Source organism: Phocaeicola dorei (assembly GCF_013009555.1).
In the GTDB taxonomy this organism is placed as follows: domain Bacteria; phylum Bacteroidota; class Bacteroidia; order Bacteroidales; family Bacteroidaceae; genus Phocaeicola; species Phocaeicola dorei.
In genome coordinates this window covers 4196455-4221681 of sequence record NZ_CP046176.1, presented here as the reverse complement: position 1 = coordinate 4221681, position 25227 = coordinate 4196455, and the positions used below count along the sequence as shown (strand labels likewise).

Here is a 25227-nt window from a genome sequence, read left to right as displayed (position 1 = left end):
AATAATGATAGACTAATTTTCATGGGAAAAGGAAAACTGGAGAAATTTGCTGATATGCGGGAGTATCCGCACGTGTTTGAATACCCTTATTCGGTGGCCGATAACGTTACGTTCGATATGAAGGGGAATTGGAACCGTGACTTTTTTAAGAACGATAATCCGATAGTTCTGGAACTGGGATGTGGACGAGGTGAATATACCGTAGGGCTGGGAGGTATGTATTCCGATAAAAACTTTATCGGTGTAGATATAAAAGGGGCCCGTATGTGGACCGGTGCGACGGAAGCGCTGAAAAATGGCATGAAGAATGTGGCTTTTTTGCGTACCAATATCGAAATCATCGATCGTTTTTTTGCTCCGAGCGAGGTGAGTGAGATATGGCTGACTTTCTCTGATCCACAGATGAAGAAAGTGACTAAACGTCTTACTTCCACATACTTTATGGAACGTTATCGCAAGTTTTTGAAGCCGGATGGGCTAATTCACTTGAAGACCGACAGTAATTTTATGTTTACTTACACCCGCTATATGGTAGAGGAAAACAAATTGCCGGTAGAGTTTATGACCGAAGATTTGTATCATTCCGGTTTGGTGGATGACATACTAGGCATCCGTACCTATTATGAACAACAATGGTTGGATCGTGGTTTGAATATAAAATATATGAAGTTCCGTCTGCCGCATGAGAAGGAGTTGCATGAACCCGATGTGGAAATAGAATTGGATGAGTATCGCAGTTACAACCGCAGTAAACGAAGCGGGTTGAAAACAAGTAAATAATAACAGAATGATGACTTTATATCCGAAATTGATTTTGGACGCTTTGGCAACAGTGCGTTATCCTGGAACGGGAAAGAATTTGGTGGAAGCGGAGATGGTTGCCGATAATCTTCGCATTGACGGCATGTCGGTAAGCTTTTCGTTGATTTTTGAGAAACCGACCGATCCGTTTATGAAATCTATGATAAAGGCTGCCGAAACAGCTATTCATACTTATGTTTCACCTGATGTACAGGTAACTATTGCGACAGAGAGCCGCCAAGCGGCGCGTCCCGAACCGGGCAAGCTACTCCCGTTTGTTAAAAATGTGATTGCTGTTTCATCCGGAAAGGGTGGGGTAGGAAAGTCTACTGTGGCGGCTAATCTGGCAGTGGCTCTGGCTAAATTGGGCTATAAAGTGGGGTTGTTGGATGCTGATATTTTCGGTCCTTCTGTACCTAAAATGTTTCAAGTGGAAGATGCTCGTCCCTATGCCGAACAGATTGATGGTCGTGATTTGATTATTCCGATTGAAAAGTATGGTATCAAATTGCTTTCCATTGGTTTCTTTGTTGATCCTGATCAAGCAACTTTATGGCGTGGTGGTATGGCTAGTAATGCATTGAAGCAATTAATCGGAGATGCGGACTGGGGCGAGTTGGATTATTTTATTCTTGATACTCCTCCGGGTACTAGTGATATTCATCTTACTTTGGTGCAGACTTTGGCTATTACAGGAGCTGTTATTGTCAGCACCCCCCAACAGGTAGCTTTGGCTGATGCACGCAAAGGAATCAATATGTACACCAATGACAAAGTAAATGTACCTATTTTGGGACTGGTGGAGAATATGTCATGGTTTACTCCTGCCGAACTTCCTGAAAATAAATATTTTATCTTTGGAAAAGAAGGAGCCAAGCAATTGGCGGAAGAAATGAATGTGCCTTTGTTGGGACAAATCCCTATTGTACAGAGTATTTGTGAGAATGGTGATAAGGGTACTCCCGCTGCTTTGAATGAGAACAGCATTACCGGACGTGCATTCATAGAGTTGGCTGAAAATGTTGTGAAGCAGACTGAGAAGCGTAATGCGGAGCAAGCGCCGACGCACATTGTGGAAATGAAGAAATAATTTGAAATATGTTTTTGGGATGAAAAGAGGCTGTTCGAAACAGCCTCTTTTCTGTTTTTATACTCTTTATTGCAGTTTGAAAGTTACAGGAACAGTATATCTGCAACGTACTGTTTTGTCTTTTACAGTTGCCGGCTTCCATTTCGGCATGGATTTTACAACTCGTGCTGCTTCAGCATCTAGTTCGGGGCTAATGCTGCGTACAATGCTTACATGATCTACCGAACCATCTTTTTCAATAACCATCTGTACGATTACTTTACCTTGCGTTCCCTCCTTTTGAGCTGTTGTGGGATATTTTATGTTTCGTGCCAAATGTTGTAAGCAAGCTGCCATACCTCCGGGGAATTCAGGCATATTGTCTGCTATCTGGTATACGGGATCTTCTCCGACAAGAAGTAATCTTACTAGTTCCGGATTTTCCATATCTTTGATGGGACAGAGTTCTTTTACCGTGAATTTTCCTTCCTGATAACCTTTATGGTTAATGGCAATGGTTTCGCCTACTCCTACTGTTAACTGAGCTTCTCCATGAGCGTTTGTCGTGGCTTTGGCATTTGTTGAAGAAGAAATAAGTTCTGCTCCTGCCAGTTGTTGGTTATCATTATTAGATATTTGTAACTTGACCCGTATTTGTTTGCCGGCTTTGATGTAAGCGGCAATATCATCATCAGTATCAAAGATGGCAGTAACATTTGGTTTGTTTGCTGAAAGTAGAAGTGATTGATGTTTGGAACTTTTAGGAGAGGAAACGTCTAGGGAAACATACTTGGGAGTCGTCATATCCACTTCTATGGTAGCTTTTCCTTCTGCATTGGTTTTGAAAGTTTTCACTTCATCACTCGGTTTGATTTGCAGAGTAACATTAGGTTGAGGCTTACCTTCACTATTGGTTACGGTAATAGTGAAAGTCACTAGACCTTGTACTGTGTTGACAAAAGATGCCACTTCTTCCCTTTCGGGGCGTGGGGTGCTTTCTTCCGTGGAATAGATTAACCTTTCGGCTGTCCGTGCCACGGTTTCAATGTTGCTGACCAAGAGTAGAGCAGCAGTCAGCGGTGCAAACAAGGCATATTTGATATGCCCTGTGGTGCGGGTTCTTTTTTTGTTCATCATTTTAATTCTGTTTTTTAAGTGTGATAAGTTGAAATTATTATATAAACCGGTTTGTCTGTTCTGGTTGGCTAATCCCAAAAGGTGATATTGATATGCTTTCTTATTTGTGCCGGATTCCATTACTTTATGATCGGCAAGGTATTCTAGATTGAGTCTGATCTCTGTTTTCATTAGCCATGCAAAAGGATTCATCCAGCAAATGATATTTACTATTTCACTGATAATGACATCTATGGAATGCCATTGGCGGACGTGGGTCTGTTCGTGCGTCAGGATTTCTTGTTTTTCATCTTCTTTCAGTTCGGGCAGATAGACGAAAATCCATTGCCAGAAAGAGAATGGATTGGCAGGTTCTGATAGACTGCGTATGGATATTTGGTCTACATTTATACTCTTGCTTTTTAAGACAAGGTGGAAAATACTACTTAGTTGGATCATAAATCGTGCGGATAATAAAAGGATTCCAATCCAATAGATGAACTTTATTATATCAAGCAGGCCGGGTGTGGGAATAGCAACAGGAGTTGTGACTACTGTGGCAGTGGAAGTATTTGTTTCTGTTAGCATCATCAGTGTGTAGTAATCTGCCAGTTCATTGATGGCAGGTTGTTCTTTCACCCATGCTTGCATATCCATTAGCGGATAAAGAAAAGAGAGTGCAAGAAAACTCAGCAGTGCGATACGACGCCATTGGAAGAAAGTGTCGCGACAGCAGAACAGCTTATAGAAAGCATAGAATAAGGCGATGCCTATATTTACTTTCAGCATGTAAATGAGTTCGGGAGCTGTAGTTATCATAATATTTATGAATTTAGCAAGGTTATTTATCTTCTTCTTTTTCTATCAGGTCAATAATGTCTTTCAAGTCGGTTGCGGAGATTTTTTGCTCTTTAGCGAAGAAAGATACCATTTCCTTATACGAGTCGGCAAAATAGTTTCGGACCACACCACTTACAAATGTGCGTTTGTATTCACTTTGTTTCACTACAGGGGTGTATTGATAGGTGTTACCGAAGCGCTTGGCTGTAACATAACCTTTTCTTTTCAGGTTGGTCACTATAGACGCTACCGTAGTGTAAGGTGGTTTAGGTTCGGGAAATTTAGCAACTATGTCTTTCACGAAACATTCTCCCATGCTCCAAATATGAAGCATCACTTCTTCTTCTTGTATCGTTAGCTTTTCCATAAGAAAATGAATTGATTACGATGTTTTCGCAAATCTACGAAATTTTCGTAATAAACAAAAGGAATGGAAGTTAATTAGTGTGAATACAGATTGTGGACAAATAAAAGAACAAAGTGAAGAATCCAGCTGTGATAGATTGAAGCGGACTCTTCACTTTGGCATGAAAATGACAGATGAAGTAAAGTTTATTTTTTGTGTAGGATATAATGGTCTGCTAACTCTCCTGTTATTGCCTGTTTGTCTTGATTGAGAGCGGTCAAGGTATTCTCACCGACTTTATAATATTGCTTATCCTCTCCATTAATTAAAGTCATAATATTACCTTCAACGGAGTAAGTTCCATATTCTTTGAAAGTAGCATCCTGCCGGTCAATGTATTCTGATATCAACTCAAAAGTCTTGTCTTTTTTAATAGTCAGGGCCATGTTGATACCCGGACAGTCGGCAGCTGGAAAGGTTCCGGTGTAAGTACCGTCATAATCCAATGAATTTTCTGCATTGTGCATATCCGTTGTTTCGGTGGAGGTTGCAGAATCGTTAGTGTTTTTGGGGTTACTGTTACATGAAGTAATCAGTAGGCATACGCATGCCAGAATAAAAAGTTTTTTCATCCTAAATAATTCATTTGGTTTTTAATTTATAAACAAATTCAGACGATATTTGTTTTGCGTCTTTTCTTAATCTCTTTTAATCTTTCGTATACATGTCTGCGGCTTAAGGTGATCTGACGACGGTATACGATGCAGGTGGTAAGGAAATAAACGCCTGTTTGTATCCACAATATCCGGTACTCTGTCAGTACATCGGTCAGTGTGGCACCCATATTGTTGATGCGTACAAAACCGTTGATGCCGAAAGTGGAAGGGAACAGCCATGAAATCACCTCCCAGAATTTAGGAATGGCAGTACCTGGCCACGAGATACCTGAGATAAATAGTAACGGCACTGAGGTAAATACGTAGATCATCATACAGGCTTCCCGATGGTGAATAAAGATAGAACAAGTCATCGCGAAAAAAATGCATGCCAGTATGTAAGGAAACATGAATGCCGCTAGGGTTCCGGCTTGAGCTATTTGTACCAGGCTGAACATTTTGGGAACAAGGCAGAGCATATAGGTAGCCATGACAGCATATATCATAAGGTAAGTCAGTGATTTGCCTAAAACAATGCGCAGCGTGCCATGATAATGGCGGCTCATGGGGATAAGGTCTCGAAAACGGTTGTTCTCACGAGCAGTTCCGGCAGATAGACCTACTCCTAGCAGTAAAGTTTGTTGGATAATCAATATCAGTACGGCGGGTATCAGGAAGCTGGCAAAACCGTTCTGCGGATTGAAAATGGAAATATCCTCATACGCTATGGGAGACGTGCTCACTTCATCTTGTCGGATGGTTGTGTTGCCGGAGCGTTCTATCTTTATCTGTTTGTTCATCATCAGCGAGGCATTGGTGTTGGCTGTCAGCATGGCTTTGTAGTATAGCATACCGCTCATGTCACAGTAGATGGTAACATGGGTTTGAACTCCTTTAGTAATGTCGCGGCTGAAGCTTTCAGGAATATAGATGATGCCATACACTTTGCCGTTCTTCAATAAAGTTTTTGCTTCTTCCATATCACTGCAATGAGATACTATTTCCAAGTCGGCACCTGCATCTACCAGACGCAGGTATTCACGGCTGAGGCTGGAACGGTTATTATCTACTACAGCAGCAGGAACTTCACGCACTGTTTCATTGGTATATATAAAGGTATAGAGAAGCGGATAGCCTAGTGGTACCAGAATGAAGAAGATAAGTACACCCTGATCCTTCACAACTGCTTTCAGCTCTTGCCACCAGATGTAGAAAAGGTCTTTAGTTCCTTGTGAGATGATATCTTTGAGTTTATATGCTCTCATAACTGCTTGCCGTTTTAGGGAATATATACATAATGTAATAGTATTGTGCGCAGTCTTTTCAGTATAAAGAAAGGCAACAGCATGAATAACATCAACGCGACTATTGAATGCCATGCGTAAATCAGCGGATATCCGTTAAGCGCCAAATCTACATAAATCAGGAAGTAGTGGCGTAACGGGAATAGATTGGCCAGTGCCTGTAACACAGGATTCATTGCCATAACTGGAAAACTCATACCCGATATGGAGAAAGAAATCACTCCCCATAGGGAGGCAGTGCTCAGTGCCAATCGGACTGTTGTAAACAATCCGAACAGAAATACTCCGAAAGCCTGTGAAGCCAGTACTAATAACAGACCGGCAAACAGCATGGGCAGTATACCGCTATTACAGGGATAGTGCAGGAAACCGTATAGATAAACATTATAGAAGGTGCCCATGACAAAGAAAACTAAAGTCTGAGGCAGCAATTTGCCGGTCAGAGCTACGGTGATGGAATTGCCTGCCATACCCATCCATTCTTTTTGGGTGTTGGTTTTCATTTCACTTCCAATGGTATAGACGGTGGTCATAAAGATAAGCAGCATTAGAATACCTGGTATGATAGTGTTACTCAAATATACTGAATAGTTGAGCCATGGGTTGTTTAATACATGGGAGTCGATGACTATGGGCTGCAGGAACGTCATGGCTTGGTCTTCTGTAGCTCCTTTGGCATATAAGGTGGCACGGCCGATGGCTCCACCCGCCAGCTCGGACATGGTGCGCTGGTCTTTATAGAGTAATGAACCAGCTACCAGATAGGAATAGTTGGTATAAAAAGAAACCTTGGGTTGGCGGCTTGCTAATGCCTTGTCGGTAGTTCCTTTTGGAATATAGTAGAAAGCATAGATTTTCCCTTGCTGCATGGCTTTGCGGGCATCTGCGAAACTGGGGTAATGCGCTATGATTTTAGTCTGCTGAAAAGCGTCCAGATTACGGATGATGCTGCGTGTGGTAGCTGTGTTGTCCAAATCGACCACACCTGCCGGCATATCCGTAGGGAGTCCGTTCCACATTAATGTAGTAAAGAAGAGGTAACAGAACAAGGGAGCTATGATCATGCAGAACAGATATAGCGGTCTTGTGGCGATGCGGAACACTTCACGCCGGGCTATGCGGAATATACGGTTATGGACAGTATTGTTCATTGTTTGTTATTTCTCGATGATGGCACTCATTCCCGGACGCAATCCGTCTGTTCTCTCTACAGGAACAGCTTTTACCTCGAAGGTCTTCAGGTCGAATTGCCCCGTAGTCTTGGTTGCTTTCCAGGCGGCATATGTACCCAGATCTTTCATATAAGTAATCTTGAATTTTATTTCTTTGTCAAAGGCAGGAATAAATGCGTTAATCTCATTTCCTACGGTAAAGTCTTTTAGGAAATCTTCGCGTACATTGAATGTTACCCACATGTCATTCAAGCGGGCCACGTTCATAATGGGGGCACCGGTACCTACCAGTTCGCCTGCTTTGGGAAAGATTTCGGTTACTTCTCCATCAGCTGACGCGGTCAGTATCGTTTCGTCTATGTAGGAAGAAACTTCGGCTACAGCACCTTTGGCACGTTCTACTTGGGCTGCGGCTGCGGCTTTGTCTTCACGTTGTGCACCGTTCTTTGCCATTTCGTATTGGGAGCGTGCAGCTTTTTCTGTAGCACTCATGGCATCAAATTGTGCTTTGGCTTCATCACGTTTTTGCGCGGACATTACGCCTTCTTCAAAGAGTCGGTTGACACGGTTGTATGACTTTTCAGCAATTTCTACTCCGGCTTTAGCTTTCTGCCATATTTCGTAGGCAGCTTGCAGTTGCTCTTGGCGGGTACCTCGTTGTGCTTTTTCATTCAAGGCTTGTGCTGCTTGTTCGGCAGCTTGTGCTTGAGAAAGTTTGGCTTTTACATCGGGGGCTTCAAGGATAGCCAGTGTGTCACCGGCTTTTACTTTGTCTCCTTCTTTCACACGAAATTCCAGAATGCGTCCCGGTACTTTGCTGGAAACCCGATATTCGTCAGCTTCTGCTTGTCCCTGAATGATTTCCGGGCCTTTTCCCAATGTGAAGAAACCTATCAGCGATACAATAACGATGACTGCTGTCAGTGAAATAAATGCCAGCAAAATATTGCTGTGTTGTGATCTTTCTGCCATATCTTTTCGTTTTTAATCTTTAATTTTTATTTAAGCACTCCCATTGACTTGCGCAAATAGACTTCAGTCAGTTTTACATCAATCTGAGCGTCTATTTTGTCTGATTGGGCAGATAACCAAGCGGTTTGCGCTTCCAATACATTACTGGTGGGAATGACTCCTTCCATGAATCCCAGTTTGGCATAGCGCAGATTCTCGTCTGCTTTTTCCAGATTTTTTTCGGCCATGCTCAGGCGTTTGGCTGCTTCATTTACTTTATAGCTGGCTTGGCTTACCTGCAATTCTACCTTTTCTTTTGCATCTGCCAGTTGATAGCGGGCAATGTTTGCTTCCGCTTTGGCAGCTTTTACCTTATACATTCCTTCGCCCCAGTTCCATATTGGAATTTGTACCATAGCGCCAACAGCCCACATGCCACGGAATTTGCGTTCAAAGCCGTTTACCAATGAGGGATTGGTTACCATGTAGTTGGCGGTCAGAGCCACTGTAGGAAGAAATCCCGCGCGGGTGATATTGACTTTTTGGTCATAAATTTTATTAGCTAGATCCAAACTTCGTAATTCTTCGCGATTTGCCAAAGCGGTGGCTACATTATCACCTACATGATATTCAGGGAGAGTTAAGCTTTCTACGTCTTCATCTGCTAAACGTATTTCATCATTTAAAGGCAGACCGCATAATTGGCATAGTACCATTTTAGATAGGCTTAATCCGTTGTCTACTTGTGTGAGCTTCATTTCGGCTTCATTCACTTTTACTTTTACACTTAGTCCGTCGGCTTTGGTGGCGACACCTTCGGTTATCATTTTATCTACATCACTGTCCAGTTGGCTGACCAGTTGCAGATAGCTTTGGGCTAGTTTTTTCTTGTTTATCAGTGAGATGACTTGCCAGTAAGCTTGGTCTGTATTCAAAATGATATCCTGCATACCGGTGGCGTGCTGTGATTCGGCCAGCTGTTCTGCGTATTGGGTGATTTTATTGTAGGCAACAATTTTTCCTCCCATGAAGATGGGTTGGGTAAGGGTTACAGCTCCTGCATACATATTGCGTGTGTCGGTGCGCAGCGCATCTACCAAACCTTGTCCGACCTTGTTCAGTGCATTTCCAATACCTGGGATGAGGGGAGCAAGTGGTTGCAGTATTTGTGCGAGTTCGGGATTGGAAGCTGCCAGTTGTTGGAAAGTTTCCTGTATAGAGCCTTGGGCGGTAGTCCCTATCTGACTGATAACTCCCTTTTGTTCGTCACTTAATAAAGAGATTTCTTTCTGAGTGCGCATATACGTTCCTATAGCTGCAATCTTAGGAAGATAATTGGTAAAAGCCGCTTTCTTTTCATAATGTGCAGCTGTAATCTTTTCAGCTGAAATGCGCAACTCTTTATTGTTGGATAATGCTAAAGCACGACAACTATCTAAGGTGAGTGTGCTTTGGGCTGAAATACTATCTAAAACACCGATAAATAGGATAAAAGCTGCAATCTTTTTCATTATAGTGTTCTTGTTTTGTTGTTTTTAAGTTGTTTATGCAACAAAAATAAGACAAATCTTTAAGAAAGCCATATTCTAGATGTTATTTTAAAATATTTTTATAATTCTGCAATCTGTATGTTCACTGCTTTTGTTTATGTGGAGAAAAAACAGCCGGTTCGTTTTCAACCGGCTGATTTTTTTAATTAAATATATTTGGGGGAGAATGTTCCTTGTTATTTCATGCTGAAAGCTTGTTGTCCTATCATGGTTCCATCAGCGAAGATATAAACATGATAAGTTCCGGCAGGCAAATATTCTTCTACATCCCAATATACGGTTACATTTTGTTCTTCTCCGGTGTATTCTATGTATTTCTTGATGGAATAAACCAAACTACGGTTTTCGTATGGGAATGTGTTTGAAGGGTTTTTGGTTAGTATGTCATTGTCCGGTTTGGCAATACGTATATATAAAGTACGTTCACCTGTTTTGGCAGTAATATTCTTGACAATGGTGAACGAGATAGCTATCTTTTTTACATCTTTTACCTTCTTGGCTGTTTTACCGCGTTTGTTTCTAGGCTCTACACTAATTGCTGTGGCATCCAATTGAGCTGCCAAGGTGACCTTTTCATTCAGATTTTTTTTCTCTTGAGATAAATTATTGATTTGGCGGGTTGCCTGCGTATATTTTTGTTTCACTTCTTGATTTTCTTCAGCTAGTGCTTGGTTGAGTTTGTTCAGTGAATCTATTTGGATAACATAGGTGCGTAGTACGGCACGCACTGTTTTCAGTTCTTTCTTCAAACGCATGATTTCAGCTGCGTTACTGGTCTTTACTTGTCGTAATTCTTCTAGCAGCCGCTGTGTTTTCAGCTTCTCACTCTCCAGCTTTTCGCGCAAGGAATCATTGTTTATCTGTATCTGAAGTTCATCATATTGGGTGGCGAAAGTTGTATATTCGTTTTCCATTTCCAGTTTTTCCACAGCGAAGAGTTCGCTCATTTCTTTATTTTCTTTTGCTTGATGAAAAGCATAAAAAGAAACTCCGCCGATAATCACAACCAGCAGAATAATGACAATAATCAGTTTTTTGCTCTTATCCATAGTGTTACATTGAATTTTGGACAAAAGTACAATAATTTATGTAGACTGCTCGAAAAATATTATGGAAATTTTTCTTTAATTCGGAATATCATTGTAACTTTGCGGTGCTTTTAAGAAGGCGATTTTATTATCAACTTTAAACAAAATATAGAGATTATGTCAAAAGTAACCGTAGTAGGCGCAGGTAACGTAGGTGCTACATGTGCAAATGTTCTTGCTTTTAACGAAGTAGCAGACGAAGTAGTAATGCTGGACGTTAAAGAAGGCGTATCAGAAGGTAAGGCAATGGATATGATGCAGACTGCTCAGTTGTTGGGCTTCGACACAAACATTGTAGGTTGCACTAACGATTATGAAAAAACAGCTAACTCTGACGTTGTGGTTATCACTTCAGGTATTCCCCGTAAGCCGGGTATGACCCGTGAAGAACTGATTGGTGTTAATGCAGGCATCGTTAAGTCAGTTGCTCAGAATATCTTAAAGTATTCTCCTAATGCTATCATCGTAGTTATCTCTAACCCGATGGATACCATGACTTATTTGTCATTGAAAGCTTTGGGCTTGCCTAAGAATAGAATCATCGGTATGGGTGGTGCTTTGGATAGTTCACGTTTCAAATATTTCTTGTCTCAAGCTTTGGGTTGCAACGCTAATGAAGTGGAAGGTATGGTTATCGGTGGTCACGGTGATACTACTATGATTCCTTTGACTCGTTTTGCTACTTACAAAGGTATGCCTGTTTCTAACTTCTTGTCTGAAGAAAAATTGCAGGAAGTTGCTTCTGCTACTATGGTAGGCGGTGCTACTTTGACTAAGTTGCTGGGTACTTCTGCATGGTATGCTCCGGGTGCAGCTGGTGCATTTGTTGTTGAATCTATTATCCACAACCAAGGTAAGATGGTTCCTTGTTCAGTTTATTTGGAAGGTGAATATGGGGAATCAGATATTTGCTGTGGTGTGCCTGTAATCTTGGGTAAGAACGGTATTGAAAAGATCGTTGAATTGCCTTTGAACGAAGAAGAAAAAGCTAAATTTGCTGCAAGTGCTGCTGCTGTTCGCAAGACTAATGCTGCTTTGCATGAAGTAGGTGCTCTTTAATAAGAACAAACTATAATTTTATATGAAAGCCGTTTTTTCTGTGAAATGAGAAAGCGGCTTTTAATTTGTATAGAATCTTTGAAAAAGTAAGTGAACTTCGTGAGCAAAGTAAGTGGGCTTAAATGGCAAAGCAAGTGGACTTACTTGTCTCGCGAAGTTCACTTACTTTTTTGTGTTTCTGAAATGAAAACGGCAGGAAGATTTTCTCCTCCATCAGTCCATCGGGTAAAGAGGTAACCGGGATAAAGGGTAGGAGCGGTTTCATTTATCCATTGGTTGAGAAGCTGGTAGATAGGAATGTTTTCCTTATTCATAAAAGTACCTGTGTATTGGGCATTTTTAGACAACTGATTCCCACTGTTATTTTTTCCGATAAAGGTTATTTTTGCATTATCATAGTAGTTGTGGATGAAGAAAGAGTTGGCAGCTATACCTGCAAATAATCCTTTGGTCGTAATTAGATCTATGTTATAGACATAACAATTTTCAATGTGCGCTCCATCCAAAGCCTTTCCGCATATTCCACCATTGTAACTTTCTCTGTTCTTTATTATGTTGTTGGCAGAGTAGCAGTTTGTTATCAAACCTTGAGTTTGGATGGAACCTGCTATTCCGCCGGCTGGTTCTGCTTTTATTTTTGAATCTGCGTCATAAACGATTTGGGTGTTGGTAACATAGCAATTGGTGATTTCCCCTGTTGAAGTTCCTGCTATGCCTCCTGTATTGGCTGATTGGTTCGTTTTGGTTGGATTGGCTGTAATTTGGCACTCTTTAACGAAACAATTTAGTATTTTGCCTTTATTGCGTCCGACTAAAATGCTTGTACCTTCTGCTGTGCTCTTGCTTTTTGATGTGATAGATACTTTGCTGGATTCGATATGAAGATTTTTAACTATGCCGGTGATATTGACAGCTCCGAATACACCTGTGGTGCCATTGCTGGAATTGATAGGTATATTGTAAAGGGTGTGATTTTGTCCGTCAAAGATTTGGGAAAAGTAATAGTTTGTTTGGGCATATCCTATTTGCTTTAACTCAGTACAATCCACATCTTTAAAATCAATGTCATTCAATAAATAATAAATGGTTATTCCATTCATCGTTTCTCCGAAATCGTCCAATGTTTTTCCTTTGTATTGGGTAAATGTATTGCTATTAATAAGTTGGCTGAACGCAATCCAATCTTCAGCAGTAATAATTCCCGGAGTTTTTTCAGATGTCTTTAAGTGATAAGTATATTCTTTGTTACCAGTAAAAGACTTTGTTTCTAGTTGTGTTGTATATTTCTTTCCATTCGTCACCATATTTATGGCGATGACCATGTTTTTGACAGGAGGGACTATAAACGAATAATTTCCGGAAGGAGAAACTTGGGCAATAGTAGTCGTATGTGTTTCATTATCCGCTGGAACTATTTCAGCGGATTTTGGGATAATAGAGGAAACAGCAGGACATGTTATTTCTATTTTCTGAAGATTGGTCTGTAAATCTCTGTCCAAATACAGTGTCAGAAGAGAAAATAAATGTTTGAACTGTAAATGGATGGAATTTCCGGTTGGAAATTCATCCTTGACATACAGTATGTCTTCCAACGAATTGTTTTTATAAAGATTTTCTTGGATATAGTCCAAATCAGGATAGACAGGATATAGCGCCGTAATATTTGTTTTTCCTGTTATGTCACTCCAGCTAAATTCATTTTCTGCTTTCCATTGGTTGTCCATATAAGTCAGAATTCTGTTGTCTATTTGAAGACTGCCGGAAGCATTCAGCAGGATTTGATTGCCGGAGTTAAAAGTGGAAACAGGGGAGCTTTCTGTGAAAGCTGCTTTGTATGTATTGCCTGTGAGTACTACCTCGATATCGGCCCCTGTATAAACAAGATTGTCGGTGCAGCTTTGCAAAGCTAGGACCGACAATCCTATTATTAATGAGTTATATTTCAACTGAATAATGTATTAATGAAAATTGCTTTATGGTTCAGGTATTGTGAATTCCCTGTCAGCAAAGAGTTCCATTAAGCCGGATATCTGTTTGAGTCGTAAAAGTTCGTCGGCATCCATACCAATATTCTTTTTTATCCATTCGTCACTCATTCCGGCTTTGGTCAGTTCTGCCACGATATCTACCATCAATTCAATGCTGTGAGTGCCGCGGGCGCGGTTGTGGCGGATAGTGCTTGCCATTCTGTTTGAAAGGTCTTTTTCTATAACGACCACGGGAAGTAAACCTTTTTCTCGTTCGAACACACGTTTTGAAGTTTTAAGCACACAATAACGATGATACCCGTCTACCAGTTCATATATATCTTCATCGGGAATATAATAACATACACAAGGCATAGTATAGCCATCTTCCCAAATGCTTAATTCCAGCAACTTCATTTCAGGAGCAGCTACGTGGTTTGGATTATAACTGTTGGCACGTACCTTTTCCACCGGTACTCTGTGCACGTGATACACAGGACTTTCGAATTCTTCTTTCATCTGATAATGTTTTTATATTTCTGCATCACTCTGTCTCTTCTTAACTTTTCTTTTTTAGTTAGGGCAAATCCCATATATTTACATACATGGTCATTTTTCAGAATGCAAATACACATACGTTTATAAGTGGGGATTTCTTTGAACTCTGCGATGTCTATATCGTCTAGATAATCCATTTGAACAGGAAGTTTGTCTGTCTTGTAGTTTGTTTTCTTTTGTACGTAGAATTTTATGCCCAAATCAGTTAACTTGCGTATAGTTGATAAATCTAGGCATCCTCCCTTGTATTTCCAGAATTCCCGGCTTACTCTTAGTTTTTCCAAATAAGACTGTTTGGTTTCTTCGGGTAACGTATCTAACAGGAAGTACATATACTCTTTCCATGTGTAGCCTTCTGGTAATTTGATGTTTTGCCATCCCATGGCACGGGTTCCACCATAGATTCCGGTAAAGTTTACTCCGTTTACTCGGCCTAACATTCTCCCCCAAGTATTGGGATCGATGGCTTTGTACAATTTCAAGGTTTCCTGTGCTGTGCTGAGGAACGGACTGGCTACACGTTGTCTGTCCAAAGGTACTCCGGCTTTATAATAAAGCTCGTACATTTGGTTGAATGGCCATTTGAAACGGGCGTATGCTGTCCATATATCTTCGGTAGTCCAGTCATAGATAGGGTAGGCATTGTATAAATCGTATCCTAGTCTGCGGGTCCACATCAGGTTGTGATAGCTGTTCAGACGATTGTTACCGTGAATAGTTCTCCATCGGTCTAGGCTCTCTTGAGTTCGGATGCCAACCAGGCAGCAAGTGCGTACTGCATCATGCTTTTTATGGTACCACGAGGCGAATGAAGTTTGGAAGGTGTAGTCCCACATTTCCTCATTGTAGAATGGGAAATCTTCTTTCTTATAACAGTTTTTAGGCATAGGCCTTACCCAGTGGGCGTGCATGCTTTCGTCCCAAGGGCGCCAATAAGTTTGGAACATAGAAGCACAAGTCACTACTTTGAAAGGGACACAGACATGGTAGATTTCCAATATATCCTGATTTTCTCTGAACGTTTGTTCCACATACTCTGTGGTCATTTGATACTGTGCTTCATAGTCCATGTGGTATACTCCGATTTTCCTGTCCAGATTATGCTCTCTGATATATTGGATACATAAATTGAGCAAGACACCACTATCTTTTCCTCCAGAAAAAGAAACATAGATATTATCAAATTCGTTGAATAAGAATTTGAGCCTCTTTTGAACGAGTTGATAAACATTTTCCCCTTTAGTTCTTTTATTATTCATTTTTGTTCGTGTTGTAAATCATTTTAATATAATTAGTCCAGCGGTGTTCGGTTTGAAAACCACAGTTGGAAAAAATTGCTTCGTGTTTGGTTTGAACAATTGCATACAAATTGTTTTTAGGCTTTACTGCTTCCAACAATCCAGCTAACACTTCCTGATCATCGTTATGGACATAGTAGTTGTTAATAACATAACCGCCACTTTTCTGCTCTACAGGGACAAAACCGGTTACGTCACTATCTTCGACAGCAATGTACCATTGAAAACGTTCGGTCGTTTTAAAGGGATAATTGTTATTTGCCCTCAGGACTTTAGGATTCATAGCCAATGGTCCAATTAAATTAAATAATTGAGGTTCAAGGCCATCTAGTTGTAATATTTCCATAACTTAAATTTTACATACGTTTACTTGAAGCTACAAATGTATAAAAAAGATTGGATATACCATAAAAAAACGCTGCCATACCTTCACAGGCGGGCAGCGCAAGCTACAATACAAAATACAAATACAACTAAACGAGATATTTTTATGCTAATAGAATGCTTTTAAACAATTCCTTGGGCCATCATGGCATGAGCTACTTTCATAAAGCCTGCAATATTTGCTCCTTTTACATAGTTGATATATCCATCAGGTTCAGTACCATATTTCACACATTGTTCATGAATACCATACATAATTTGATGTAACTTATCATCTACTTCTTGTGCACTCCAACTCATATGCATCGCATTTTGACTCATTTCCAAACCTGAGGTAGCTACACCTCCGGCATTTACGGCTTTACCTGGTGCATACATTAGTTTGTTTTCAATAAACGCATCAATTGCTTCCGGAGTACAACCCATATTAGAAATTTCTCCAATGCAAAGAACGGAATTTTTTATTAAATTACAAGCATCTTCGCCATTTAATTCGTTTTGAGTTGCACACGGAAGTGCAATATCTACTTTAACTTCCCACGGACGACGTCCGGCAACGAATGTTGAGTTTGGATATTTCTCTGCGTATGGAGCTACGATATCATTGCCTGACGCACGTAATTCCAACATATAATCAATTTTATCGCCACTTACACCGTCCGGATCATAAATATAGCCGTCGGGTCCGGAGATCGTGACTACTTTTGCGCCTAATTCAGTTGCTTTAGTCACGGCACCCCAAGCTACATTACCGAAACCGGAAACAGCTACCGTTTTACCTTTAATATCAATTCCTTTTGCTTTCAGCATTTGGTTTACGAAGTAAAGACCACCAAAACCGGTTGCTTCAGGCCGAATTAACGAACCGCCAAATTCCAAGCCTTTACCAGTGAAGGTACCTGTAAATTCACGGGTTAACTTTTTATACATACCGAACATATATCCTACTTCACGGCCACCTACACCGATGTCACCGGCAGGAACATCCATATCAGGACCTACGTGGCGCCACAATTCAAGCATGAATGCTTGGCAGAAACGCATGATCTCAGCATCGCTCTTACCACGTGGTGAGAAATCGGAGCCACCTTTACCACCGCCCATAGGCAATGTGGTCAGTGCATTTTTGAATGTTTGCTCAAATCCTAAGAATTTCAGAATGGAGAGGTTTACAGAAGCATGGAAACGGATACCGCCTTTGTACGGACCGATTGCATTATTGAATTGAACGCGGTAACCTAAGTTTACCTGTACTTTTCCTTTATCATCTACCCAAGGCACCTTAAATGTAAAGATACGGTCGGGTTCCACCAATCTCTCAATCAAGGACGCTTTCTCAAATTCCGGATGTTGATTGTATATATCCTCAATAGAAAGCAGGACTTCTTTTACAGCCTGCAAGTACTCTGATTCACCAGGGTGTTTTGCCTCCAGGGAGGTCATGATTTGATTAATATCCATAATTATTATGCATTTAAGGTTTTGACAAAATGAAAATCATTTCTGATGCAAAGGTATGTTTTTTGGTGAATTGGCAAAATATTTTGGGCTAAATTTTAGTTTGGTGGTGATAAAAAGTTAATCGTTGTGGTAAGACCACTCTACCCAAAAGTTCTTTTTTATTGCGAATAAGTTGCATAAAACAATATTATTGACGTATTTTGCTATTACATTATCCATGTAAATCGAATAACCATGCTCAGCAAGTTAAAATTAAATCAGTTGTATTTCAAGGATACCTCGTTTGTAAACCTCATGACCAAACGGATTTTTAATGTTCTTTTGGTAGCAAATCCGTATGATGCTTTTATGTTGGAGGATGACGGGCGTATAGATGAGAAGATATTTAATGAATATATGAACCTCAGTCTTCGCTATCCGCCGCGTTTTACACAAGTTTCTACTGAGGAGGCTGCCTGGAAGCAATTGGAGAATACTACATTTGATTTGGTGATTTGTATGCCCGGATCTGATAACAGTGATACATTTGAAATTGCACGCAGCATAAAAGAACAATACCCTCATATTCCGCTGGTGGTACTGACCCCGTTCTCGCATGGTATTACGGCACGTATGGAGCATGAGGATCTGAGCATTTTTGAATATGTGTTTTGCTGGTTGGGGAATACGGACCTGTTAGTATCTATCATCAAGCTGATAGAAGATAAGATGAATTTGGAACATGATATTAAAGAGGTGGGAGTGCAGATGATTTTATTGGTGGAAGATTCCATCCGGTTCTATTCTTCCGTGTTGCCTAACTTATATAAATTTGTGTTGAAGCAAAGTCAGGAATTTGCCACAGAGGCTTTGAATGCTCACCAGCGTACATTGCGTATGCGGGGACGTCCCAAAATTGTATTGGCACGTACTTACGAGGAGGCGATGGATTTATATAATAAATATCAGAATAATGTATTAGGTGTGATTACGGATGCACGTTACCCACGTGGTGGTGTGGTGGATCCAATGGCAGGTATTAAATTGCTGGCGGAGATACGTTCCAGGGATCCGTTTGTTCCTCTTATTTTACAGTCGGCCGAGGTAGATAACAAGGTGTATGCTTCCCGGTATGGTGCTAGCTTTGTGGATAAGAATTCCAAGAAGATGAATATAGACTTGCGTGAAATTGTGTCTGATGATTTTGGTTTCGGGGATTTCATTTTCCGTAATCCCGATACATTGGAAGAAGTGGCCCGTGTTCATAATTTGAAGGAATTACAGAATGTTATTTTTGCTATTCCTAAAGAATCTCTTCTTTACCATATCAGTCGTAATCACGTATCCCGCTGGCTGTATTCTCGTGCCATGTTTCCACCTGCCGAGTTTTTAAAGCAGATAACTTGGGATTCTTTGCAGGATATTGATGCTCATCGCCGTATAATCTTTGAGGCTATTGTGAAGTATCGTAAGATGAAGAATCAAGGTGTGGTGGCTGTGTTCCAACGTGATCGTTTTGACCGTTATTCTAATTTTGCCCGTATCGGTGAGGGGTCATTGGGGGGGAAAGGACGTGGTTTGGCTTTTATAGACAATATGGTAAAGCGTCACGTGGAATTTGATGAGTTTGAAAATGCGACGGTAGTCATTCCTAAAACGGTGGTGCTTTGTACAGATATCTTTGATGAATTCATGGATACCAACAGCCTATATCAAGTAGCATTGAGTGATGCGGATGATGACACGATATTGAAGGCTTTTCTTCGTGCCAAGTTGCCCGACCGTCTGGTGGAAGATTTCTTTGCTTTCTTTGATGTGGTGAAATCGCCTATAGCCATCCGTTCCTCTAGCTTGCTTGAAGATTCTCATTATCAGCCTTTTGCTGGAATATATTCTACTTATATGATTCCTTATTTAGATGATAAATATGAGATGCTCCGTATGTTGAGCGATGCCATAAAAGGGGTGTATGCTTCTGTTTTCTTCAGAGACAGCAAGGCGTATATGCAGGCAACCAGCAATGTGATAGACCAGGAGAAGATGGCTGTTATTTTGCAACAGGTGGTCGGTACACAGTATGGTGACCGTTTTTATCCTTCTATTTCGGGGGTGGCACGTTCGCTCAACTACTACCCCATAGGAGATGAAAAAGCCGAAGAGGGAACTGTGAGTCTTGCTTTGGGGCTGGGTAAATATATTGTAGACGGAGGTCTGACTCTGAGGGTGTGTCCTTATCATCCTAACCAAGTGTTGCAGACCAGTGAGATGGAAATTGCTCTTCGTGAGACGCAGACTCAGTTTTATGCGCTTGATTTGAAGAATACGGGGCATAACTTTTCTTTGGATGACGGTTTTAATTTGTTGAAGCTTCCGGTGAAAGAAGCTGATAATGATGGAGCCTTAACTTTCATTGCTTCCACGTATGATCCGTATGATATGATTATCCGTGACGGAATTTATCCGGGAGGCCGGAAGGTGATAACATTTGCCAATGTGTTGCAACATGATGTATTTCCTTTGCCTCGTATTTTGCAATTGGTACAGGAATACGGGCAAAGTGAGATGAGGCGTCCTGTTGAGATAGAGTTTGCTGTGACATTGAACCAGCAAAAGAAGAATGGTACTTTCTATTTATTGCAGATTCGTCCGATGGTCGATGTGAAAGCCAATCTTGAGGAGGATTTGAACCTTATTAAGGATAAGGATGTTCTTTTAAAGAGTAATAATTCACTGGGACATGGCATTATGGAGGACATTCAGGATGTGATTTATGTGAAAACAGATGGTTATACTGCTTCCAATAATCCGACCATTGCTTATGAAATAGAAAAGATGAACCGTAAATTCTTGGATGAAGGGAAACATTATATATTGGTAGGTCCGGGACGCTGGGGAAGCAGCGATTCGTGGCTGGGCATTCCTGTGAAATGGCCCCATATTTCGGCCGCACGTGTCATTGTGGAGGCGGGGCTGACTAATTATCGTGTGGATCCTAGTCAGGGAACTCACTTCTTTCAGAATCTGACTTCCTTCGGAGTCGGTTATTTCACAATCAATGCCTATATGAAGGATGGTATCTATAACCAAGAGGTACTGGATACCCGGCCGGCTATTGAAGAAACCAGGTTCATTCGTCATGTACGGTTTGATAAACCATTGATAGTGAAGATGGATGGAAAGAAGAAGCTGGGGGTAGTGATGTTGCCGGAATAATGTTCTAAATTACGTAAAATGTGTCCTAATTTTCGATAAAAATAGTTATACGCTTAACTTTTTATTATATTTGCACGATTTTTCGAGTATAAATTAAATTAACTAAACAATGAAAAAGAATTTGTTTTATTACCTGTTTGCAATGATCTGCTCAGTGGCATTGTTCGCATCTTGTAGCGATGATGACGATGAGGTAACAGGATTGACTATTGATCAGGTGGTGGGTACTTTCACTGGCCAATTGGAAGTGTTGAATCAATCAATTCCTGGCACTTCTATCTTTGTAACTAAGGTAGATGCCAATACAGTGAAAGTGGAATTGAAAGATTTTAAATTCAGTGGATTGACAATTGGTGACATTAGTGCAGAGTGCAAAGTTGCTTTGGATAGAGAAGGGGATGATTTTGACCTGAATGGACAGGCTACTTTGACTGTGGCAGCTTTGGGGAACATTGAATTGCCTATTTCTATTACAGGTGAGGTGGATGCCAAAGAACTGGATATTGATATCAATATCACCAATGTACCGGCACTTAACACGTTGAAAGTGGAATTTGAAGGAACTAAATAATCGGGTTAAGGAAAAATAAAAAAAAGGTAGGAGCTTGCAAGGAAAGGTTCTGCCTTTTGTTTGTTGATGACAAATACTATTTAAAGAATAATTAGAAGCTGTTTTGATTTCATTCGATAAATCTGTTAAGCATGATTTGGATGAATGCAATCTGTACCATAGCTTCTGCGGTTTCAGCAAGGAATTCGTAATCGATGGTCAGCCTTCTGAAGTTTTCCAGCCATGAGAAAGAGCGTTCCACAATCCAGCGTTTGGGCAGTACCTGAAATTTGGATGGACATTCGTCCGGTCTGAGTACGACCTCCAATATCCATCCGAATTTCTTCTTGACCCAATCAGCCAAATCTCCCCTGTAGCCTCCGTCCGCCAGGATTTTCACCAAACGCGGAAATTTATAAGCGAGTTTTTCTATGGCTTGTGGGGCGCCCTTGCTGTCATGCAGGTTGGCCTCATGGATTGCGACGGCTAACGGAAGGCCAAGCGTATCGACAATGATGTGCTCTTTCCGTCCTTTGATTTTCTTGTTCCCGTCTATACCACGGTCTGAATCAACATGATGGGAAGTCTTTACGCTTCTGGAATCCATGATGCCAAGACTGGGACTTTCCTGCCGTCCTGCCTGTTTACGGATGAAAGCGTGCAAGGTATCCATCACTTCTTCAAACACGCCTTCAAGCTTCCATTTACGGAAGTAGTAATAGACGGTTTGCCAAGGGGCGAAGTCAGAAGGAAGCATACGCCACTGGCAGCCGGTCTTGTTGATATAAAGGATGGCATTCATTATCTCTTTAAGCGAATGTTTTCGGTTCCTCGCTTGCGGCTCTAAAATATTTTTTATAACTTGCCACTGTTTTTCAGTCAGGTCGGTTGGATACTGTGTCATAACTTTATTGTTTGGTACCTTTAAAGATATAACATTTTTCCAATTGACCGGCTGATTCTGAATTGTATGTAGCCCTATAACATTATTCTTAAATCAATTCAAAACAGTTTCTTAGACAATGAAAAAAAATTTATTTTATTACCTGTTTACAGTGATTTGTTCGGTGACATTGTTTGCATCGTGTAGTGATGATGATGAAAAAGTGGTAAATCCTGTGCCTCAGACAACTTTTACTGGTGAAAACGGTTTGCAACTTACATATAATGGTGCGCCGATGCTGGGTAAGAAAGTTACTTTTACTCCCGATGCAACCAATGCTCAGAAGGCAACTCTACGTTTGGAAGGGGAATTTGACTTAAATGGCATCTTGGGGAAAGCAAAGAGTGCTGCAGCTCGTGAAGAGGTATCGATGCCTACTGCTCCCGGTGTGTTACCAGGAAGTCCGGTGGTTACCTTGCCGGTTGATTTGACTATCAATGGTGATCAATGTTCTTTTGCCGGTACATCAGAAACAGATTATTGTACTTTCTCTTATAAAGGTGAGGTTTCAGCCGGAGCTATGGAGCTGGCTTTGAGTGAAGTGAAATTGAAGAATGCGAAACTGGCTGGAATGACTTGGAAGTTGAAACCGTATAACCAGGAAGTAGAAGAGTCGGATCCTGTTCGTCTGGTATGGGAGTCAGAAAAAGGAATTCCTCTTTTCGGTTCTTTTGAAATACCGGTTGAGTCGGTTTTGAAAATCGCATTACGCATGCCGCTGATTGCTGTTGGAGCAGAAAATAAAGTTTCCGCTACTGATATGTTGGGAACAGTTTTGCAGGATGTCACTTTCATGGAAGACGGTAACATCGTGGCTACTTATAAAGATGCTGCTAATGGTGGTACAGAATGGACGAAGTCTCCTGTAAACTTGGCTCAATACGTAGTAGAGAATGACAATCAGATAAAGGTGTTTCTGAATCCTGCTGCTATCATCGCTGCTGTCAATAATGCAGGGAGAGCTGTTGATATTCAGACAGTTATCCAGCAGGCCATTCAAATGTTGTATCCTATGTTAGTGAATGGTGTACCTGTAGCTTTTGAACAAACAGAGGATGCTTTAAGTGTATATCTGAATACAGAATTACTGTTGCCTTTGTTGAAAACACTAGTTGTTCCTTTGCTGTCAGACGAAGAAGTGGTTGCTATGCTGGTGGAATTGATGAAAAAAGACCCTGATTTCGGTGATATGGCTGGTTTAGCTGAGCCAATGTTGAAAGCTTTTCCTGAGATCATAGAATCTACTACTAAAGTGGAGATTGGTTTGAACTTTGTTAAGTAAAGAAGAAAAGCTGAAATTATTTGTATAGTAGTAAGGCGAAGAGAGCTACCTCTCTTCGCCTTTTTTCATAGTTATTTTTATTTTTGTATTTCACCTTCGATTACCTGAGCAAAGTTTTTTTATTTTCTACTACAACTAGGATCACCTGTAAAAATATGAGAAGTGTAATGGACACACTGTTTTTCTCATATCAGAAAATGGATTTTTGTACGTATATCTGTATAGAATTATATAGACGTATGTGAAATCTTATATGTCTCAAATAAAATTCTACATCAAAGATAAGGACGTTTTTTAAAAAGATCAAGAGCTTTTAAAAAAAGACAAAGAGCTTTTTTAAAAACGTCTTGATCTTTTTTACTACTACTGGGACTTTGTAAGCTATCATTCTGTGGAAGTACAAAGTCTTTATGCGTATTATTGCGAGGAAAAATCCTGAAAATATCTACTTTGTATCAAGTCGAAACAACTTATAAAAAAGAATATATAGCTGAAAACAAGTAGATTACGAGAATATCTGTTTCGGAACGTAATGAGGGCATGAGAGTATAAGTGAGAGCATATATTATTACTACTTATGTATAAGTCATTTATAATTAACATATTATACATGTAGTGAGAGCATGAGGGTATAAACGTCCCCAACTTTCTAGAGAAAAAAACTGATATGTCAAGAACACTTCTAAAAGTTGCCGGAGAACAAAATGATCCTTTAAGAGTAAAAGTCTTCCCTCATGATTTTGTAAATAAACCACTACTCCTCCTTATCCTACTTCAGAAATGTGTTGTTTATCGGGAAATTGAAGTAAGATAAGGGGGAGTAGAATAACAAATCTTCAGTGGTGGAAAACTTTTGGATTAGAACGCATACCCGAATCCTACATTCAGGTAGATGGCATACATATCAAAAGTAACGGTCTTGAAATCTTTGTTGAATATATCGTTCAGGCCCCAATTCAGGTCGGCGTGTACCTTCAGGTGCTTGAACGCTTTCCAATCCACACCTGCCTGAACTCCCCATTGGAACTTGCGTAGATCGCCGGAGAAGTCGTAAGTAGCAATGGCTCCGTTGGTGAAATTTATCTTGTCTCCGGTGGGATTGGTTTCACGTAAATAGCCTTCATATACATGACCACTGAAATCTCCGTCCATCAGATAAGAAAAGTACGGACCGAGTTTCAGCGTGGTGCGTGGATTCAGTTTGTAGGCTGCTAGTACGGGGATGGTGATGTAAGAGTTCTGTACTTTGGTGCGTACTCCTCCGGTCCAGTTTCCTTTTAGGCGGTTTCCGTCATAGCCTATGATTTCCATATTGTAATTCTTCACAGTTGCTTTGGTACGCATGCCTTTATTTTCCAAACGCAGTCCAGTGATGATCCCCCATTTTTTTTTCGAGTCCAGCCACTTGGTCATGTTTCCCTCGATAGTGATAGACAGGGTTGGATTATATCCGTCTATGCTGCGTATTTCTTCGGGGAAAGGCAATGGGGCGGTACCTCCTAGGTTGACTCCCGCTTTGATTTCGTACTCCCAACCATGCAATGCTGCATTGATGATTGTTTTGTTTCTGTTTGTCTGCGCATACAGTCCGAGGCTTACCAAAGCCAGTATCAGGGTTAATGTATATTTTTTCATATCTG

At 40.7% G+C, this 25227-nt stretch carries 21 protein-coding genes; 6 read left to right on the top strand and 15 right to left on the bottom strand.

The features are described from left to right. Positions 1-21 precede the first annotated feature (21 nt). Both trmB and GKD17_RS17545 read left to right on the top strand, forming a co-directional pair. Complete coding sequence (gene trmB / locus GKD17_RS17550) at positions 22-780, top strand: tRNA (guanosine(46)-N7)-methyltransferase TrmB (protein WP_007843422.1); 759 nt, start codon at positions 22-24, stop codon at positions 778-780. Between the two features lie 10 nt (positions 781-790). After that, complete coding sequence (locus GKD17_RS17545; RefSeq protein WP_007846973.1) at positions 791-1891, top strand: Mrp/NBP35 family ATP-binding protein; 1101 nt, start codon at positions 791-793, stop codon at positions 1889-1891. Positions 1892-1957: 66 nt separating this feature from the next. Here the strand turns inward: GKD17_RS17545 and GKD17_RS17540 are convergent, their stop codons facing one another. The 8 genes from GKD17_RS17540 to GKD17_RS17505 all read right to left on the bottom strand — a co-directional run bounded on the left by GKD17_RS17540 (position 1958) and on the right by GKD17_RS17505 (position 10854). Continuing rightward, positions 1958-3805 carry a M56 family metallopeptidase gene (locus GKD17_RS17540; RefSeq protein ID WP_007831185.1) on the bottom strand — a complete coding sequence of 616 codons (1848 nt, stop codon included), beginning with the start codon at positions 3803-3805 and terminating at the stop codon, positions 1958-1960. A 22-nt stretch (positions 3806-3827) separates the two neighbouring features. Then, complete coding sequence (locus GKD17_RS17535) at positions 3828-4193, bottom strand: BlaI/MecI/CopY family transcriptional regulator (RefSeq protein WP_007831186.1); 366 nt, start codon at positions 4191-4193, stop codon at positions 3828-3830. Between the two features lie 185 nt (positions 4194-4378). Further along, positions 4379-4804, bottom strand: a complete 426-nt coding sequence (locus tag GKD17_RS17530; RefSeq protein WP_007831188.1) for a copper resistance protein NlpE — start codon at positions 4802-4804, stop codon at positions 4379-4381. Between the two features lie 38 nt (positions 4805-4842). Then, positions 4843-6093 carry an ABC transporter permease gene (locus GKD17_RS17525; RefSeq protein ID WP_007831189.1) on the bottom strand — a complete coding sequence of 417 codons (1251 nt, stop codon included), beginning with the start codon at positions 6091-6093 and terminating at the stop codon, positions 4843-4845. A 14-nt stretch (positions 6094-6107) separates the two neighbouring features. Then, on the bottom strand, positions 6108-7283 hold the full coding sequence (locus tag GKD17_RS17520; RefSeq protein ID WP_032935381.1) for an ABC transporter permease: 1176 nt from the start codon (positions 7281-7283) through the stop codon (positions 6108-6110). A gap of 6 nt (positions 7284-7289) precedes the next feature. Further along, a complete protein-coding gene (locus GKD17_RS17515; protein WP_007831193.1) occupies positions 7290-8276 on the bottom strand; it encodes an HlyD family secretion protein in 987 nt (328 codons plus the stop codon). A gap of 26 nt (positions 8277-8302) precedes the next feature. Continuing rightward, the gene (locus GKD17_RS17510; protein ID WP_007831204.1) at positions 8303-9766 is read right to left on the bottom strand and encodes a TolC family protein; all 1464 of its coding nucleotides are present in this window, start codon (positions 9764-9766) and stop codon (positions 8303-8305) included. A gap of 215 nt (positions 9767-9981) precedes the next feature. Continuing rightward, a complete protein-coding gene (locus GKD17_RS17505) occupies positions 9982-10854 on the bottom strand; it encodes a hypothetical protein (RefSeq protein WP_007831207.1) in 873 nt (290 codons plus the stop codon). A 156-nt stretch (positions 10855-11010) separates the two neighbouring features. Here GKD17_RS17505 and mdh point away from each other — a divergent pair, with 156 nt between their 5' ends. Further along, a complete protein-coding gene (gene mdh, locus GKD17_RS17500) occupies positions 11011-11952 on the top strand; it encodes a malate dehydrogenase (protein ID WP_007831209.1) in 942 nt (313 codons plus the stop codon). A 158-nt stretch (positions 11953-12110) separates the two neighbouring features. Here the strand turns inward: mdh and GKD17_RS17495 are convergent, their stop codons facing one another. The 5 genes from GKD17_RS17495 to gdhA all read right to left on the bottom strand — a co-directional run bounded on the left by GKD17_RS17495 (position 12111) and on the right by gdhA (position 17620). Beyond that, the gene (locus GKD17_RS17495; protein ID WP_032935382.1) at positions 12111-13898 is read right to left on the bottom strand and encodes a GLUG motif-containing protein; all 1788 of its coding nucleotides are present in this window, start codon (positions 13896-13898) and stop codon (positions 12111-12113) included. Positions 13899-13925: 27 nt separating this feature from the next. After that, the gene (locus GKD17_RS17490; RefSeq protein ID WP_005845588.1) at positions 13926-14438 is read right to left on the bottom strand and encodes an IbrB-like domain-containing protein; all 513 of its coding nucleotides are present in this window, start codon (positions 14436-14438) and stop codon (positions 13926-13928) included. Continuing rightward, a complete protein-coding gene (locus GKD17_RS17485) occupies positions 14435-15736 on the bottom strand; it encodes a DUF3440 domain-containing protein (RefSeq protein WP_007831214.1) in 1302 nt (433 codons plus the stop codon). The genes GKD17_RS17490 and GKD17_RS17485 overlap by 4 nt, the downstream gene beginning before the upstream one ends. After that, complete coding sequence (locus GKD17_RS17480) at positions 15729-16121, bottom strand: hypothetical protein (RefSeq protein ID WP_007831216.1); 393 nt, start codon at positions 16119-16121, stop codon at positions 15729-15731. Before GKD17_RS17480 ends, GKD17_RS17485 begins: the two co-directional genes overlap by 8 nt. Before the next feature lie 161 nt (positions 16122-16282). Beyond that, positions 16283-17620 carry an NADP-specific glutamate dehydrogenase gene (gene gdhA, locus GKD17_RS17475; RefSeq protein WP_005845584.1) on the bottom strand — a complete coding sequence of 446 codons (1338 nt, stop codon included), beginning with the start codon at positions 17618-17620 and terminating at the stop codon, positions 16283-16285. A 234-nt stretch (positions 17621-17854) separates the two neighbouring features. Between gdhA and GKD17_RS17470 the strand changes: the two genes are divergently transcribed. Further along, positions 17855-20812, top strand: a complete 2958-nt coding sequence (locus GKD17_RS17470; protein ID WP_007831220.1) for a PEP/pyruvate-binding domain-containing protein — start codon at positions 17855-17857, stop codon at positions 20810-20812. Positions 20813-20921: 109 nt separating this feature from the next. Continuing rightward, the gene (locus GKD17_RS17465) at positions 20922-21383 is read left to right on the top strand and encodes a calycin-like domain-containing protein (RefSeq protein WP_007831221.1); all 462 of its coding nucleotides are present in this window, start codon (positions 20922-20924) and stop codon (positions 21381-21383) included. Between the two features lie 109 nt (positions 21384-21492). On the opposite strand, the gene GKD17_RS17460 is transcribed toward GKD17_RS17465, so the two are convergent. After that, complete coding sequence (locus GKD17_RS17460) at positions 21493-22266, bottom strand: IS5 family transposase (RefSeq protein WP_007839296.1); 774 nt, start codon at positions 22264-22266, stop codon at positions 21493-21495. A 118-nt stretch (positions 22267-22384) separates the two neighbouring features. Between GKD17_RS17460 and GKD17_RS17455 the strand changes: the two genes are divergently transcribed. Continuing rightward, the gene (locus GKD17_RS17455) at positions 22385-23587 is read left to right on the top strand and encodes a DUF4925 domain-containing protein (RefSeq protein ID WP_007855744.1); all 1203 of its coding nucleotides are present in this window, start codon (positions 22385-22387) and stop codon (positions 23585-23587) included. Positions 23588-24445: 858 nt separating this feature from the next. Here GKD17_RS17455 and GKD17_RS17450 read toward each other — a convergent pair. Next, the gene (locus GKD17_RS17450) at positions 24446-25222 is read right to left on the bottom strand and encodes a porin family protein (RefSeq protein WP_007831225.1); all 777 of its coding nucleotides are present in this window, start codon (positions 25220-25222) and stop codon (positions 24446-24448) included. Between the last annotated feature and the right edge of the window lie 5 nt (positions 25223-25227).

Bases quoted from the DNA above. Each gene is read 5' to 3' on its own strand.
- GKD17_RS17545 (WP_007846973.1), top strand. From the start codon at position 791: ATGACTTTATATCCGAAATTGATTTTGGACGCTTTGGCAACAGTGCGT.
- GKD17_RS17485 (WP_007831214.1), bottom strand. From the start codon at position 15,736: ATGAATAATAAAAGAACTAAAGGGGAAAATGTTTATCAACTCGTTCAA.
- GKD17_RS17505 (WP_007831207.1), bottom strand. From the start codon at position 10,854: ATGGATAAGAGCAAAAAACTGATTATTGTCATTATTCTGCTGGTTGTG.
- GKD17_RS17540 (WP_007831185.1), bottom strand. From the start codon at position 3,805: ATGATAACTACAGCTCCCGAACTCATTTACATGCTGAAAGTAAATATA.
- GKD17_RS17510 (WP_007831204.1), bottom strand. From the start codon at position 9,766: ATGAAAAAGATTGCAGCTTTTATCCTATTTATCGGTGTTTTAGATAGT.
- trmB (WP_007843422.1), top strand. From the start codon at position 22: ATGGGAAAAGGAAAACTGGAGAAATTTGCTGATATGCGGGAGTATCCG.
- mdh (WP_007831209.1), top strand. From the start codon at position 11,011: ATGTCAAAAGTAACCGTAGTAGGCGCAGGTAACGTAGGTGCTACATGT.
- GKD17_RS17455 (WP_007855744.1), top strand. From the start codon at position 22,385: ATGAAAAAAAATTTATTTTATTACCTGTTTACAGTGATTTGTTCGGTG.
- GKD17_RS17525 (WP_007831189.1), bottom strand. From the start codon at position 6,093: ATGAGAGCATATAAACTCAAAGATATCATCTCACAAGGAACTAAAGAC.
- gdhA (WP_005845584.1), bottom strand. From the start codon at position 17,620: ATGGATATTAATCAAATCATGACCTCCCTGGAGGCAAAACACCCTGGT.
- GKD17_RS17530 (WP_007831188.1), bottom strand. From the start codon at position 4,804: ATGAAAAAACTTTTTATTCTGGCATGCGTATGCCTACTGATTACTTCA.
- GKD17_RS17490 (WP_005845588.1), bottom strand. From the start codon at position 14,438: ATGAAAGAAGAATTCGAAAGTCCTGTGTATCACGTGCACAGAGTACCG.
- GKD17_RS17470 (WP_007831220.1), top strand. From the start codon at position 17,855: ATGCTCAGCAAGTTAAAATTAAATCAGTTGTATTTCAAGGATACCTCG.
- GKD17_RS17460 (WP_007839296.1), bottom strand. From the start codon at position 22,266: ATGACACAGTATCCAACCGACCTGACTGAAAAACAGTGGCAAGTTATA.
- GKD17_RS17535 (WP_007831186.1), bottom strand. From the start codon at position 4,193: ATGGAAAAGCTAACGATACAAGAAGAAGAAGTGATGCTTCATATTTGG.
- GKD17_RS17465 (WP_007831221.1), top strand. From the start codon at position 20,922: ATGAAAAAGAATTTGTTTTATTACCTGTTTGCAATGATCTGCTCAGTG.
- GKD17_RS17480 (WP_007831216.1), bottom strand. From the start codon at position 16,121: ATGGAAATATTACAACTAGATGGCCTTGAACCTCAATTATTTAATTTA.
- GKD17_RS17520 (WP_032935381.1), bottom strand. From the start codon at position 7,283: ATGAACAATACTGTCCATAACCGTATATTCCGCATAGCCCGGCGTGAA.
- GKD17_RS17515 (WP_007831193.1), bottom strand. From the start codon at position 8,276: ATGGCAGAAAGATCACAACACAGCAATATTTTGCTGGCATTTATTTCA.
- GKD17_RS17450 (WP_007831225.1), bottom strand. From the start codon at position 25,222: ATGAAAAAATATACATTAACCCTGATACTGGCTTTGGTAAGCCTCGGA.